The 14,713-nt window shown below is 66.9% G+C and carries 14 protein-coding genes; 6 read left to right on the forward strand and 8 right to left on the reverse strand.

Features of this window, described 5'->3' with window-relative positions; genetic code table 11:
* The first annotated feature begins 134 nt into the window (after positions 1-134).
* From IEW24_RS03010 to IEW24_RS03020, 3 genes are all read left to right on the forward strand, one after another.
* On the forward strand, positions 135-1,232 hold the full coding sequence (locus IEW24_RS03010; protein WP_188575275.1) for an alkene reductase: 1,098 nt from the start codon (positions 135-137) through the stop codon (positions 1,230-1,232).
* Positions 1,229-1,957 (forward strand): NUDIX hydrolase, encoded by a 729-nt coding sequence (locus IEW24_RS03015; protein WP_188575277.1) that lies wholly within the window; start codon positions 1,229-1,231, stop codon positions 1,955-1,957. The genes IEW24_RS03010 and IEW24_RS03015 overlap by 4 nt, the downstream gene beginning before the upstream one ends.
* A gap of 159 nt (positions 1,958-2,116) precedes the next feature.
* The gene (locus IEW24_RS03020) at positions 2,117-2,647 is read left to right on the forward strand and encodes an NADPH-dependent FMN reductase (RefSeq protein WP_188575279.1); all 531 of its coding nucleotides are present in this window, start codon (positions 2,117-2,119) and stop codon (positions 2,645-2,647) included.
* Positions 2,648-2,716: 69 nt separating this feature from the next.
* Here the strand turns inward: IEW24_RS03020 and queD are convergent, their stop codons facing one another.
* Both queD and queE read right to left on the reverse strand, forming a co-directional pair.
* Positions 2,717-3,073, reverse strand: coding sequence for a 6-carboxytetrahydropterin synthase QueD (queD, locus tag IEW24_RS03025; RefSeq protein WP_188575281.1), 357 nt, complete (start codon positions 3,071-3,073; stop codon positions 2,717-2,719).
* Positions 3,074-3,124: 51 nt separating this feature from the next.
* Complete coding sequence (queE, locus tag IEW24_RS03030) at positions 3,125-3,763, reverse strand: 7-carboxy-7-deazaguanine synthase (RefSeq protein ID WP_188577299.1); 639 nt, start codon at positions 3,761-3,763, stop codon at positions 3,125-3,127.
* 428 nt (positions 3,764-4,191) lie between these two features.
* Between queE and IEW24_RS03035 the strand changes: the two genes are divergently transcribed.
* The 3 genes from IEW24_RS03035 to IEW24_RS03045 all read left to right on the forward strand — a co-directional run bounded on the left by IEW24_RS03035 (position 4,192) and on the right by IEW24_RS03045 (position 7,615).
* Positions 4,192-5,139 (forward strand): ring-cleaving dioxygenase, encoded by a 948-nt coding sequence (locus IEW24_RS03035; protein WP_210324145.1) that lies wholly within the window; start codon positions 4,192-4,194, stop codon positions 5,137-5,139.
* Between the two features lie 280 nt (positions 5,140-5,419).
* Positions 5,420-6,553 (forward strand): DKNYY domain-containing protein, encoded by a 1,134-nt coding sequence (locus tag IEW24_RS03040; RefSeq protein ID WP_188575286.1) that lies wholly within the window; start codon positions 5,420-5,422, stop codon positions 6,551-6,553.
* 276 nt (positions 6,554-6,829) lie between these two features.
* Positions 6,830-7,615 (forward strand): hypothetical protein, encoded by a 786-nt coding sequence (locus IEW24_RS03045; RefSeq protein ID WP_188575288.1) that lies wholly within the window; start codon positions 6,830-6,832, stop codon positions 7,613-7,615.
* Positions 7,616-7,716: 101 nt separating this feature from the next.
* Here IEW24_RS03045 and pyk read toward each other — a convergent pair whose 3' ends face one another.
* From pyk to IEW24_RS03075, 6 genes are all read right to left on the reverse strand, one after another.
* Complete coding sequence (pyk, locus tag IEW24_RS03050; protein ID WP_188575290.1) at positions 7,717-9,138, reverse strand: pyruvate kinase; 1,422 nt, start codon at positions 9,136-9,138, stop codon at positions 7,717-7,719.
* A gap of 306 nt (positions 9,139-9,444) precedes the next feature.
* A complete protein-coding gene (locus tag IEW24_RS03055) occupies positions 9,445-10,251 on the reverse strand; it encodes an enoyl-CoA hydratase/isomerase family protein (RefSeq protein WP_188575292.1) in 807 nt (268 codons plus the stop codon).
* A complete protein-coding gene (locus tag IEW24_RS03060; RefSeq protein ID WP_210324119.1) occupies positions 10,248-11,522 on the reverse strand; it encodes a CaiB/BaiF CoA transferase family protein in 1,275 nt (424 codons plus the stop codon). The genes IEW24_RS03055 and IEW24_RS03060 overlap by 4 nt, the downstream gene beginning before the upstream one ends.
* Before the next feature lie 173 nt (positions 11,523-11,695).
* On the reverse strand, positions 11,696-12,451 hold the full coding sequence (locus tag IEW24_RS03065; RefSeq protein ID WP_188575293.1) for a GntR family transcriptional regulator: 756 nt from the start codon (positions 12,449-12,451) through the stop codon (positions 11,696-11,698).
* 69 nt (positions 12,452-12,520) lie between these two features.
* On the reverse strand, positions 12,521-14,035 hold the full coding sequence (locus IEW24_RS03070) for a tripartite tricarboxylate transporter permease (RefSeq protein ID WP_188575296.1): 1,515 nt from the start codon (positions 14,033-14,035) through the stop codon (positions 12,521-12,523).
* A 17-nt stretch (positions 14,036-14,052) separates the two neighbouring features.
* Complete coding sequence (locus tag IEW24_RS03075; protein ID WP_188575298.1) at positions 14,053-14,535, reverse strand: tripartite tricarboxylate transporter TctB family protein; 483 nt, start codon at positions 14,533-14,535, stop codon at positions 14,053-14,055.
* Positions 14,536-14,713 lie beyond the last annotated feature (178 nt).

A 14,713-nucleotide genomic window follows, 5' to 3' on the forward strand; every position in this document is an offset into this window, starting at 1 on the left:
TTTTCCAAATCCGCGTCTTGGACTTGGCCGGGGGCGGCCTATGTGACCGTCATATGCCCACCCTTGCGGTGTTCCGGCGGATGCCTTGGGCCATGCCCGCATCCCGCCCCGCCGCGTCACGAAAGGTTCTGCCCATGTCGGCCCGCAGCGCGTCTTTGTTCGAGCCCTACCGCCTCGGCGATCTCACCCTTCCCAACCGCATCGTCATGGCGCCCCTGACCCGCAACCGCGCGGGGTCGGGCATGGTGGCGACGGCGTTGACGGCCGAATATTACGCCCAGCGCGCCAGCGCCGGCCTGCTGATCTCCGAGGCCAGCCAGATCATCCCAGAGGGGCAGGGCTATCAGGACACGCCCGGCATCCATTCGCCGGAGCAGATCGCCGGCTGGAAGCAGGTAACGAAGGCGGTGCATGACGCCGGTGGTCGCATCTTCCTGCAGGCCTGGCATGTGGGCCGCATTTCCCATAGCTCGCTGCAGCCGGGCGGGGGCGCGCCGGTGGCGCCGTCCGCTATTCGCGCCAACGCCAAGACCTTCGTGAACAACGCTTTTACCGACGTTTCCGAGCCCCGTGCGCTGGAGACCTCCGAATTGCCGGGCCTCGTCGCCTCTTATGCCAAGGCTGCCGCCAACACCATCGAGGCGGGCTTTGACGGCTTCGAGGTGCATGCCGCCAATGGCTACCTGCTGGACCAGTTCCTCCGTGATGGCGCCAACAAGCGCACCGATGCTTATGGCGGCTCCATCGAGAACCGCGCGCGTCTGCTGCTGGAGGTGATGGAAGCGGTGATCGCCGAGATCGGCGCCAAGCGGGTCGGCATCCGCATCTCGCCCGTGACCCCGGCCAACGACCTGAAGGACAGCAACCCGCAGGCGCTGTTCAATTATGTGGTCGAGAAGCTGGATGCGCTGAAGCCGGTCTATGTGCACACCATCGAGGGCGCCACCGGCGGCCCGCGCGATGTGGCGCCGGACTTCGATTTCGACGCGCTGCGCCAGCGCTTCTCCGGCACCTGGATGGTCAACAACGGCTACGACAAGGCGTTGGCTGATAAGGCTTTGGGCGAGGGCAAGGCGGATCTCGTGGCCTTCGGCCGGCCGTTCATCGCCAATCCCGATCTTGTGGAGCGTCTGCGCAGCGATGCGCCGCTCGCCGCTCTGGATCAGGCCACCCTCTATGGCGGCGGCGCCAAGGGCTACACCGACTATCCCAAGCTCGGCACCGCCGCGTGAGCTATACGCCTGCCATTGAAGGCGTTTTCCCGGTTTCCCGGCTCGATCTGAAGGTCGAGCCGGGCATCTGGACCGAGGCCGAGGCGCACCGGGCCGAGATCGACGCCCACTTCGCCCGGCGCAAGGTTGAGACGCCGCAGATCTGGAACGGGCGGGTGCTGGTGATGCGGCATCTGAGCCTCGACGGCGACCTGCTGACCGGGCGTTTCATCGAGGTTGATTTCGCGTCCTTCCTCTGGTGGCGGGACCATGGCTGGCGGCCGGAATTCAATGTTTACAATGCCTTTGGCGCAGCCGCGCTGGAAGGGCCGGAGGGCGCTTTCCTGCTCGGCGTGATGGGCGACTGGACCGCTGCTGCCGGCAAAGTCTACTTCCCCTGCGGGACGCCGGACCTCTCCGATGTGACGCCCCAGGGCGTGGTGGATTTCGAGGCCAGCATGCGCCGGGAGCTGACCGAGGAGACCGGCCTCACCTTCGAGGACATCGCCGAAGACCGGGGCTGGACGCTGGTTCTGGACCAGCGCCGGGTGGCGGTGCTGCGCCGTCTCGTGACCCGCGAACCCGCGCAGATACTGGCTTCGCGCGTGCGCGCCGGGCTGGCGGGGCAGGTGCATCCGGAACTGTCCGACATGCGCGTGGTCGCCGCGCCGGCCGATATCACCCCCGATGTGATGCCCTTCGCCGCCACCTACATGCGACACCTGTGGGCGGCCGCAAAGGCTTGAGGTTGCACGGTCCGGCAGTCACAAACGGCTGATCCGGCCGCTTTCCGACCGGGGCCTGTGGCATTGTTGTGCCAACGCTCTAGCATGGCGTCGGGCACGGGAACCGGCTGCCGCTCCGGCGGCTTTCCCTTGCGCAAGAAGCAAGCAAGGAGAAGGGCTATGGCGACCTGGGCTGTGTGGGTGGGGAGCGTGCGCAAGGGCTCCTACAATGCAATGGTGGCGCGGACCCTGCCGGAGCTGGCGCCGGCCGGCACCACCTTCGATTTTCTGCCCTCCGTGGCCGATTTTCCCATCTATGACGCGGACATACAGGCCGGGGGCTTTCCGCCCGTGGTGGAGGATACGGCGGCCCGCATCGCCAAGGCGGACGGGCTGATCATCGTCACCCCGGAATACAATTACTCGGTGCCCGGCGGGCTGAAGAATGCCATCGACTGGGTGTCGCGCATGCCCACCAAGCCTTTGGCAAAGAAGAAGGTTCTGATCCAGTCGGCGTCCATGGGCGTGTTCGGCGGGGCGCGGGCGCAGTATCACCTGCGGCAGATGCTGGTGTTCCTCGACGCCAGTGTTTTCAACGTGCCGGAGGTGATGGTGGGCAAGGTGCAGACGCTGGTGGCCGACGGCAAGCTGACCGATGCCACCACCCGCGACTTCATCGCCGGGCAGCTCAAGGCCTTCTCGGAATTCTGAGGCTTTGCAGAAGGATAGGTGAGGCGAGGGGCGTTGAGCGCCCCTCGTATTCCGCCCATGGAAGGCCGCTCAGCGGCCTTCGTACTCGGCCCACGACAGCGGCGTTTCGAACACCCGCACGGTGGCGAGTTCCGGCAGCAGGGGCTTGGTGCGCTCCCAGATCCAGATCGCGATATGCTCGGCCGTGGGGTTCTCCAACCCCTTGATGTCGTTGAGACAATAATGGTCCAGCTGGCGCAGCACCGGGCCGAAGGCGGCTTCCACGTCGAAGAAATCAACCACGAAGCCAGAGGTCTCGCCCACCGGGCCTTCCAGCACCAGCTCCACCCGGTAGGAATGGCCGTGCATGCGGAAGCAGCGGTGGGTCTCCGGCACGTTGGGCAGGCGGTGGGCGGCTTCGAAGGTGAAGGCCTGGGTGATCTTCATAGGGCCGCTCTCAAGGCTTTGAGGTTGTGGGCGAATTCGGCTCGGACACGGTCACGGAATGCCGATCATCTTATGGGTTTGCAGGCTGAGACGCCATTGCGGGTGGTCGAGGCAATAGGCCACCGCCGCCTGCGTATTCTCCAGCCGGGCAGGACCATCCATAGGTTGCAGGAAATAGTGGTCGAAGACGAAATCGGCCACCGTTTCCGGTAGCAGAGTGGGCTGCGGATAGACCAGTTTCAGCTCGCTGCCACGGGTCTGGACGAGGTCCGCACCGGCCTTGGGGCTGACGCAGATCCAGTCGATCCCCTCCGGCGCGGGCAATGTGCCATTGGTCTCGATGGCGATCTCGAAGCCCTGCGCATGGACCGCCGCGATCAGCTCCGGATCGATCTGCAGCAAGGGTTCGCCGCCGGTGAAGACCACGTACGGCTTGCCCCCCGCACCTGTGTCGCCCCACACGTCCGCGATGCGCTGGGCCAGGTCCCCGGCCGTGCGGAAGCGTCCGCCGCCTTCCCCGTCCATGCCGATGAAGTCGGTGTCGCAGAACTGGCAGACGGCGGCGGCGCGGTCTTCCTCGCGCCCCGACCATAGGTTGCATCCGGCGAAGCGGCAGAACACCGCCGCCCGGCCCGCCTGGGCGCCTTCGCCCTGGAGGGTCTTGAACATCTCTTTCACCGCATAGGCCATGGCCATGCCTCTAGCCGCAGGAGGCCGCCCCCGCAAGCCGCCCAATGTGCAACGCTGCGTTGGCACACACGCACAGGGACAGGTGCACATGGCACGCCCATGGCCACGGTTTGGCACAAAAGTCTGGGCCTGTTCCGATATTGCGCAGGTGCAATGAAGGCTTGCCCGGGCGCCATCGATGATGTCTTCCGCGCAACGTCGGGTGAGACTACGTAATGGGTCATCACCCGCCGGCCCCGTGCCCCAGCACGAGGCCCGGCACACCGCCCCGAGCGGACAGCCCGGTATGGCCACGAATGGCCAGGGACATGTCCGCGCGATGGCACATTGGGCAGAGTCTTGGAGGCTGATTCATCGATCCGGTTGTCCCAACCCGATCGGATCAGGCTCCAGCGTCCCGCCGCCCGGAGGACCGCAAGATGGAAAAGATCGACCTCACGCTCACCGGCTTCCACCACCTCACCGCCGTGTCCGCCGATGCGCCGTACAATCACAAGTTCTACACCGACACACTGGGCATGCGGCTCGTGAAGAAGACGGTGAACCAGGACGACACCTCCGCCTACCACCTGTTCTATGCGGACGGGGAGGGCAATCCGGGCACCGACATCACCTTCTTCGACTGGCCGGTGGGCAAGGAGCGGCGTGGCAACCACACCGTCTCGCGCACCGGGCTGCGGGTCCGCGACGAGGCGGCGCTCGGCTTCTGGCAGGAGCGGCTGAAGAGCCTCGGCGTCTCCCATGGCGAGATCGTGCTGCGCGACAACCGCCCGACGCTCGATCTTGAGGACCGCGAGGGCCAGCGCCTGAGCCTTGTCGCCGATGGCGGGCAGGGGCCGGGCGTGCCGTGGGGCAAGAGCCCGGTGCCGGCGGACATGCAGGTGCGCGGCCTCGGCCCCATCACCATGAGCGTGCCGGACCTGAAGGGCACGGACGCCGTCCTCAAGCTGCTGCTCAACATGCGCGAGGTGCGCAGCTTCACCGATGCTGATCAGGTGACGACCCATGTCTATGAGATGGGCGAGGGCGGGCCGGCGGCCGAGCTGCATGTGCGGGTCGATCCCAAGGCGGGGCCGGCACGGCCGGGTGCGGGCGGCGTACATCACGTGGCCTTCCGCGTGCCGACCTTCGAGGATTACGAGCTGTGGAACGCGCGGCTGAAGGAGTTGGGCGTGCCGTCCTCCGGGCCGGTGGATCGCTACTACTTCCGCAGCCTCTATTTCCGCGAGCCGAACGGCGTGCTGTTCGAACTGGCCACCGACGCGCCCGGCTTCTCCGCCGACGAGCCGCAGGCGACGCTCGGCGAGCGTCTCTCCCTGCCGCCCTTCCTGGAAGGCCAGCGCGCCGCCATCGAGGCCGGACTGAAGCCGCTCTGAGCCTGCGATCAGGGGGCGCACTGTTATGGCGCGCCCCCGTTTCATGGACCGGGCACAGACGTATGTGAGCAGATGATCATAAGGGGCGTGCCGAAGCCGGCGCGCCCCTTTTCCGTCTCATGCAGCTTGAAGCGGGTTTCCTCCATCAGGGATCGTTCCTGCGGGAATGGTCTCTATGTCGTTGGTATCATGATATAATAGTGCACCTCTCCGGGCCTTCCGGGTGGCAATCGGCGGTCATTCGTGCATCGTGCTCCCGGCTGAAGACAGGGAGACCGGAATGGTCGAGAGGTCCGAATTTCCGGTGGGCGCGCACACCGTTCCGGTCATCCCCTACGATACCTTCGAGGCGGCGAACCTCTATCTGGCCACGGGCCGCAGTCCGGATGAAGTGCTGCCGCTGATCGGCCTCTCCCCGGCCGAATGGGAGCTGCTGCATGCCGCCTATCGCTGGTTCTCCTACGGGCTGGGCGACAGCTACCGGCGGGACTATTTCGGCGGGCTGGAGGATGGGCAGATCCTGCCCCTCGTGCTCGGGCCGCGCTGGAGCCTGAAGGCCGAAGGCGCGGCCGATCTGCAGGCGGTGGCGGGGCAGATCCGCGAGGCGGTGCGGCGAAAGCCGGCCATCGGCCCCTTCGCGGCCTGCGACTGGCCCTACAGCTTCATCGCCGCCCATCCCGAGGCGACGCTCTGCTGCTACACCCATGACGGGCGCACGGTCTATTTCAATGGTCGCCCGCTCAGCGACCGGCAGGGCAAGCCGTTTGCCGTGCATGCGGAGAGTTTCGAGGCCAAGGGCGGGCGCTGGCTGCTGGACAGGGATCACGTCTACGGGCAGGGCCAGTTCGGCGCCAGCAACACCTTCTACTGGTATGTGCAGGAGGGCGTGGACCGGGCGAGCTTCGAGCCGCTGAATCTGGCCTATGCCCGCGACCGCAACCAGGCCTATTACATCACCGGAAAAATCCTGCGCAGCAAGAGCCCGGAGGCCTTCGCCATCGTGCCTTCGGTGCGGCTGAACTATCGCGACAGCACCTGCGATTTCCTCACGCAGGGCAGCTCCGTCGCCCGCGATCGCGAGGCGGTCTATTTCCATGGTGCGCGCCTCACCGGCGCCCGCCCGGCCGGGTTTCGCATGCTCGGGCAGGGCTATGCCACCGATGGCGCGAAGGTCTGGTTTCTGGATCAGAAAAAGCGGATCGAAGGCGCGGATGCCGCCACCTTCACCGTGCCCGGCCCCGGCGAGCCCTCCGCCTTCCGGCGCACCGGCGAGAAGGGCGTCACCGATCGCCTGCGCCCCTATGACCGGGGCGTGCCGTGCGATCCGCAGGACTGGTTCGAGGACTGGCGCCCCTATTTCGAGGCGCGGCCCGATCTTTCCGACTGGTGGTGGCACAGGCTCGCGGCCGGATGACGGGTTGATCAACAGCGGGCGAGGGTGCGGGGGCTCCGTGGCGACCGGCAGAAGACGGTCTCGGAGCGCCGGGTAACGCCTCCGCGCATGTTGCTGGGTTGCTGTCGACCTATGGTTGTCCTGCGATCAGATACCCCGGATGTCATGAACATCTGCTCATCAGCGTAGGTAGTATGATATAAAAGTCCGCTCCTGATCTGGAATGCGCTGGAAATCAGGGTTGGCCTGTGGTTCGTGACCTTCAGCCATGTTCTGCTTGAGGGTGGGTCACGCAATATGATCTTTACACGACGCTTCTGCATCTCGGTCTTCTGTGCCGCGCTCCTGCTGTCTCCGGCCGCGTCGCACGCGGAAGAGGTGGTGCTGAAGGCCGATGTGGAGCCCCGGCCGGGCGCGCAGGATGTGCTCGGCTTCCGGCCCGGCATGCCGCAGGCCGAGGCGCGGGCGCTGCTGGCCAAGGAGGTCGCCGGCGTCGAGGCGAAGGAGACCACCAGCTCGCTCACCATGAATTATCGCGGCGTGCGCGTGCAGTCCGCCTCCTATCTGGACAGGCTGGAGGCCAGCGGCGGCGGCCAGCGCCTGACGCTGTTCTTCGCCACCCCGGCGGATGGCGGCGCGCTGGTGGGCGTTGATCGCGCGGTCATCTATCCCGATGTGCTGGCGGCGCCGCAGGTGGCCGATGTGCTGCGCTCGCTGGAGGAGAAATACGGCCCGCCGTCCTTCCGCTTTCCCGACAACAGCCGCCTGATCTGGGCCTTCGGCCCCCGGGGCATGCAGCCCTGCAAGTCGCTCGATCCCGGCTGCGCCAACATCTCTGCCGATTTCCAGCCGGGCCGCATGAAGGTCTATGGCCGGGCGGTGGAGATGGGGCAGGCGCTGGTGATCGCCGCCAACGTGACGCCCCACAAGGCCGATCGCAGCAAGCTGCACGCGCTGAGCGTGGTGCTGAGCGACAATGGCGCCAAGCTCGCCAACGGCACCTCGGCACTGAAACAGATGGAAGCTGCGGCGCAGCAGACGCACCAGAGCTCGTCCAGGCCCCAGAGTGCGCCGCGTCTCTGACGCCGCGGGGGACCGGCGCCGCGATCCGGCCTCCCCCGCCCGCTGGGCGGGGGATCCGTTGCTCAGTGCAGCGCCTGATCTGGCTCAGCCCTGCTTAGGGCTCAGTCCCGGCCGACACGGGCCACGCGCAGGTTGTTGGTGCTGCCGGCCTTGCCGAAGGGGATGCCGGCGACGATGACCGCCAGATCATTCTCCTTCGCCAGATCCTCCCGCAGCAGCGTCGCCTTGGCGGTGGCCACCATCTCCTCATAGGACGAGACATCGTTGGCCAGCACGCTGTGCGCACCCCACAGCAGGGTGCAGCGGCGCGCCACCGCCGGATCGGGCGTGATGGCGACGATCGGCACCGGCGGGCGCTTGCGGGCGATGCGCGCGGCGGTGGTGCCGCTGGAGGTGAAGCCCACCACGGCGACCGCCTCGATATTCTCCGCCAGCGTGGCGGCGGCGGCGGCCACCGCGTGCGGCGGGGAATGCTCCTCGTCCACCGAATTGGCGGCGAGGATGGAGGGATAGAGCTTGTGGTGCTCGGTGGAGCGGATGATGCGGTCCATCATCTGCACCGTCTCCAGCGGATACTGGCCGCTGGCGCTCTCGGCGGAGAGCATCACCGCGTCCGCGCCGTCATAGATGGCGGTGGCGACGTCGGACGCCTCGGCGCGGGTGGGGGCGGGGGCGGCGACCATGGAATCCAGCATCTGGGTGGCCACGATCACCGGCTTGGCGGCGAGGCGGCAGGCGCGCACCAGCTCCTTCTGGCGGCCCGGCACGTCCTCCGGCGGGATCTCCACGCCGAGATCGCCGCGCGCCACCATGATGCTGTCGGAGAGCCGCACGATGTCGTCGATATGGTCCAGCGCCTGCGGCTTCTCGATCTTGGACATGATGCCGGCGCGATCGCCGATGAGGCCGCGCGCCTCGATGAGATCGGAGGGGCGCTGCACGAAGGACAGCGCCACCCAGTCCACGCCCAGCGACAGGCCGAATTCCAGATCGGCCCGGTCCTTCTTGGTCAGCGGCGAGAGGTCCAGCAGCGTGCCGGGCAGGTTCACGCCCTTGCGGTTGGAAATGGTGCCGCCGATGATCACCTCGGCATCGATGCTCTCCGCGCCGAGCGAGGTCACGCGCACCCGCACGCGGCCGTCATCGATGAGCAGATCCTGCTTCGGCGCGATGGCCGCGAAGATTTCCGGATGGGGCAGCGGGATGGACATGGGATCGCCATCGGCGCCGGAGAGCACGAAGCGCACCTTGTCTCCGGCCTTCACCGTGAACTTGCCGTCCTTGATGGTGCCGACGCGGATCTTCGGGCCTTGCAGATCCTGCAGGATGCCGATGGGGCGGCCCACTTCGGTCTCCAGCGCGCGGATGGCGGCGTGGACCTTGGCGTGGTCCTCCTGCGTGCCATGGCTGAAATTCATGCGGAAGGTGTCGACGCCCGCGAGATGGAGCGCCTTCAGCATCGCGGGGTCCGAACTGGCGGGCCCGACGGTGGCAACGATCTTAGCGCGACGATTGCGATGCATCTTAGCTGCGGCCCTCAGGGCCGTCCCTTCTCCGATGTGCTTTTGACGGTTCCGTGCGCCGGTTCCGGCGCGCGGACGCTCCCTGTCCGCCCTCCGGGGAGAGCGGATGAGCACGAGTAGCCGAAACTGAGCAGAAACCCAACGGCAAGCGGCATGAAATGCGCCTCGGGGCGACGATACGCCGGGCCGGAACGGTGGCAGCCGGCAAAGGATGCCACCGATGGACGCAGCAGTGCCGATTGCGGTGTGCTCATGCCGCACTGCACATCGGACGGGAACGCCCGATGTGCCGTGTACGGACCGCTCCTACGCGCCCCGCCACTGCGGCGGGCGCTTGGCCATGAAGGCGTCCACGCCCTCGTGGAAATCGGCGCTGCCATAGGTGCGGCGGATCAGCTCCGCATCCTCCGGTGCCGGATCGAGGGCGACGCGGCGCAGCATCTCCTTGCTCACCTGCACCGTGATGGGCGCATTGGCCGCAAGACGGGTGGCCAGATCATCCACATGGGCGTCGAGCGCGTCCGGCGCCACGATGGCGAGGTAGCCGGGAGGCAGCTCCTCGGCCGTTGGCATCTCGGCCAGCAGCAGCATGCGCTTGACGATGCCGACGCCGAGCGCGCCCACCAGCCGCCGCACATTGGCGGCGGAGAGGCAGTTGCCCAGCGTGCGGGCGATGGGCACGCCGAAGCGCGCGCCGGGCGTGGCGACCCGGAAGTCGCAGGCATTGGCCAGCGCCATGCCGCCACCCACCGCCCAGCCTTCCACCACGGCGATGGTGGGCACTTTGAGGCTCTCCAGCGCGCTCACATACAGCTCCACCTTCTCCTCATAGGCGACGCCGTCGTCGCCGGAGGAAAAGGCGCGGAACTGGTCGATGTCGGTGCCGGCCACGAAGGCCTTGCCGCCGGCACCGCGCAGCACCGCCACCCGCACGGCGGGATTGGCGGAGATGGCGGCGCAGGCGGCGGCTAGCTCCTCATACATGCGCCATGTCATGGCGTTGCGGGCGGCGGGGCGATCGAAGGTGAGGCGCGCGATGGCGCCCGCGATCTCCAGCCGCACGGTGCCTTCGGTGGGGGGGCTCACGGGCGCATGGGTGGTGGCGCTGGTCATGGGGCGAAGGCTCCGCGGGCGGTGAAGGCGTCGAGGGCGCCGGCATCGAGGCCGATCTCGCCCAGCACGTCGGCGGTGTGCTCGCCGAGCAGCGGCGGATGCAGGCGCACCTGCTGCGGCGTGCCGTTGAGCTTCACCGCGAAGCCGATGTTGGACACCTTGCCCTCGATGGGATGGTCGATCTCCATCCGCATGTGGCGATGCTGGCCGTGCTCGCTCTCGAAGGCTTCCGGATAGGAATACATGGTGCCGGCCGGGATGCCGACCGCCAGCAGATGCTCCACCCATTCATCCGAGGTGCGTGTCACAAAGCTCTTCTCCAGCTCCGCCACCAGTTCCTCGCGATGGGCGAGGCGGTCGGGATTGGTCTTGAAGCGCGGATCCTCCAGCAGTTCGGGGCGCGCCAGCACCTCGCACAGCTGGGTCCAGAGCTTCTGGTTGGTGGCGCCCATGACGAAATGGCCATCCTTCGATTTCATGGCCTGATAGGGCGCGCTCATGCGGTTGGCGGTACCGAGGGGAATGGGCTGCGTGCCGCGTCCCCAGTATTCGGAGATGTCCCACACCGAGAAGGCCAGCGCCGCCTCGAACAGGGAGGCGTCCACATACTGGCCCTCGCCGGTGTTCTTGGCGCCGATATAGGCGCCGAGCACCGCATAGGTGGCGAACAGGCCGCAGCCGATATCCGCCACCGGCACGCCCGCCTTCACCGGGGGGCCGCCGGGATGACCGGTGACGCTCATGACGCCGGACATGGCCTGCGCCATCAGGTCGAAGCCCGGCCGGCCCGCCCAGGGACCGGTCTGGCCGAAGCCGGAGATGGAGGCATAGACGAGGCGCGGGTTGATCTTGCTGAGCGTCTCGTAATCGCACTTCAGCTTCTTCATGACGCCGGGCCGGTAGTTCTCCACCAGGATGTCGGCGGTCTCCACCAGCTTGTAGAACACCTCGCGGCCGGCCTCGCTCTTGAGGTTGATGGCCACCGAGCGCTTGTTCCGGTTCATGTTGAGGAAGCCCATGCTGTCGGGCCCCTTCATCTTGAAGCCCATGGCGCCGCGCGTCTGGTCGCCGGTGCCCGGCGGCTCGATCTTGATCACGTCGGCGCCGAGATCGCCCAGCAGCATGCAGCTGTAGGGGCCGGCCATGACCTGGCTGACGTCCAGAACCCGCACGCCGGTGAGCGGAAGCGGACGGGCGGGCGGGGCACCCTCGGTCTGCCGCTGCGGACGGACGCCGGCACCCGGACGGGTCTGATCCAGTACATCGCTCATCGGTCGTTCCTCCCGTGTTGAAATGCAAACTGCATTTTCAATTAATAATTATGTTTGTCGGCCAGTGGCCGGTTTTGCCTGCCGGAACCTAGTGTTCCGTGGGGTTTCGGAACCCTGGTTCCGTTGGGTTTTTGGAACCTTGGGGTTCCGTGGGATTTCGGTGCGCTGCGGCCTCAGGCCGTCTGCTTCTGGCGCCCCTTGCGCGGACGACCAACCGGGGCACGGCCCACCGGGGAGCGGCTGACGGCCGGCGCCTCGGGCTCGGGCGCGCGCGTACGCTCGATGAAGGCGCGGGCGATGCCGGAGGTGGTGCCGGTCACATGCGTCTCCAGCAGGCCGGCGAGGCGGGGGCCGTCGCGGGCCTCCAGTGCGGCCATCATCGCCTCATGCTCGGCCACGGCCGCCTGCCAGTGCTCCGGCGTCTTGCGCATGACAAAGCGGCAGGCGTGGATGCGGGTGAGGATCTGCTGGTAGAAGGCGGAGAGCGTCGCATTGCCGGCGATCTCGAAGAAGGCTTCGTGGATCTGCCGGTTGCAGCGCAGATAGTCCGCCTCCTCGCCGCTCTGATAGCTGGCCATCATGCGATCATGCAGGTCCCGCACGCGGCGGATATCGGCGGCCGTGGCGCGCTCGCAGGCGATCTGGCCGGCGAGGCGCTCCAGCGAGGCCATGATGGGGAACAGTTCCGCGATCTGCTCCTCGGTGATGCGGGCGACGATGGCGCCGCGATGGGGCAGGATCTGAAGAACGCCCTCGGCGGCCAGCACCTTCAGGGCCTCGCGGATGGGGGTGCGGGAGACGCCGAAGCGCTCGCACAGCTCTTCCTCGGGCACCTTCTCGCCGGGCCGCAGCTCGCCCTGGAGGATCATCTCCCGGAGCGGCGCCACCAGCGACAGATGAAGGGACTGACGAACGATCTGCACGGACATTTTTATTGACCTTGCTGCGAAGCAACCTGTTTCCGGGCGGCCGTGGGGGGCCGCCCGGTCCTGTCTGGTTTAAGCGGCTTCCGCCTTGTGCGCACCCGAGCGGATGCGTCCCGCCAGCGCCGTGATGGCGGGGAGCAGAAGCAGGAAGATACCGAGCCCCATCATCGTCGAGACGAGGCCGTTCGAGAAGAAGATTGCGGGCGAGCCGTCGGAGGTGAGCATGGCCTGCCGGAAGGCATCCTCCGCCTTGTCGCCCAGCACCATGGCCAGCACAAAGGGGGCCAGCGGATAATCCAGCTTCTTGAACACATAGCCGGCGAGGCCGAACAGCAGCGCGAGCCAGATGTCGAAGGTGTGGCTGGCCACCGTATAGGCGCCGATGACACAGACCACGGTGATCATCGGCCCCACCACCGTGAAGGGGGCCTTCAGGATGTAGGCGAACAGGGGAACGGTGGCGAGCACCAGCACCACGGCGATGATGTTGCCCATATACATGGAGGCGATCAGGCCCCAGACGAAATCGGGCTGGGTGGTGAACAGCATCGGCCCCGGCGACAGGCCCCAGATCATCAGCCCGCCCATCATCACGGCGGAGGTGGCCGAGCCCGGAATGCCCAGCGCCAGCATGGGCAGCAGGGCGCAGGAGCCGGCCGAATGATCGGCGGTTTCCGGCGCGATGATGCCTTCCGGCTCGCCCTTGCCGAAGTGCCGGCCACGGCGCGAGAAGCGGCGGCCGAGCGCATAGCTCATGAAGGAGGCGGCGGTCGGCCCGCCCGGCGTAATGCCCATCCAGCAGCCGATGAGGGCGCTGCGCACCAGCGTCGCCCAGTAACGCGGCACTTCGGCCACCGTGCGGAAGATGGTCCGCAGGTCGAGCTTCGCCTTCACCCCCTCGAACTTCAGCCCCTCTTCCATGGTGAGCAGCAGCTCGCCAAGGCCGAACAGGCCGATGACCGCGATGAGGAAGGAGATGCCGCCGATCAGTTCGTCGAACTCGAAGGTGAGGCGGCTCTCGCCGGAGATGGTGTCCATGCCCACGGTGGCGGCGGCGAAGCCCAGCATCATGGCCACCAGCGTCTTGAAGGGCGAGCCGCCCGCCATGCCGATGAAGCTGGCAAAGGCCATGAAATAAACGGCGAAATACTCAGCCGCCCCGAAGCGCATGGCGAACTGCGCCACCCAGCCGGACAGGAGGGTGATGACGATGACGCCGGTGAGTGCGCCGATGCCGGCGGAGGAGAAGGCGAGCGAGAGCGCCCGCACCGCCTGCCCCTGCTTGGCCATGGGATAGCCGTCGAACGTGGTGGCGACGGAGGATGGCTCGCCGGGAATGTTGAACAGGATGGATGTGGTCGATCCGCCGAACAGCGCCCCCCAATACATGGAGGTGAGCAGGATGATGGCCGAGATCGGATCCATGGTGAAGGTGAGGGGGAGCAGCAGCGACACGCCGTTCGGCGCGCCGAGGCCGGGCAGCACGCCGACCACGAGGCCGAGCAGCACGCCCACGATCATGATGAGGACATGATGCGCGGTGAGGGCCACCGCGAAGCCGTCCATGAGTTGGCCGAAATTGCCCATGATGGATCCCGTCCGTCTCAGTAGATGCCGAAATATTCGAGCACCGGCCCCTTGAGCAGGGGCACGGTGAACAGCTTTTCGAAGATCACGAAGTTCACCACCACGACGACCAGCGCGGTGAGGGCGGCGTTATGCAGGCGGAATTTCGCCGCTGTCAGCATGGCGTAGAACACGTAGATGGCCATGCCGATGTAGAGGCCGAGAAAGCCGGAGATCAGCGTGAAGCCGACGATGGGCAGGAAGAAAGCCGCCACCGTGCGCAGACGCGCGCCATCGAGAAAGGCGCCGGTCTCGCCGTCGCGCCTGATGAGCGTCTGCACAGCCGTGACCGCGCTGCCGAAGATGATGAGACAGCCGATATAGAAGGGGAAATAGCCGGGCTGCGGCGCGCCGTCCGCCCAGGAGATTCCGTTCTGGAGTGCGCCGTAGCACACCACTGCGCCGATGAGGGCGGTGGCGGAGGCGGTGGCGACCTCCATGGTGGGGCGGGAAATGTCCATGCGCGTCGTCCTGGCGGGTGAGACGGGGGATGGGTAAAGCGGGAGAGGCGGTAGGGCGACATTCACCGCCTTCCGCGTTGCAGAGGATCGTCATGCCCGGACTTGATCCGGGCATCCACGTGGTTCCGCTCGGAACAGCCCTCAGAGGTCTGCACTGTCGGCCCGACGTGGATCCCCG

The sequence above is a fragment of the Azorhizobium oxalatiphilum genome, from assembly GCF_014635325.1.
GTDB classification, from domain to species: domain Bacteria; phylum Pseudomonadota; class Alphaproteobacteria; order Rhizobiales; family Xanthobacteraceae; genus Azorhizobium; species Azorhizobium oxalatiphilum.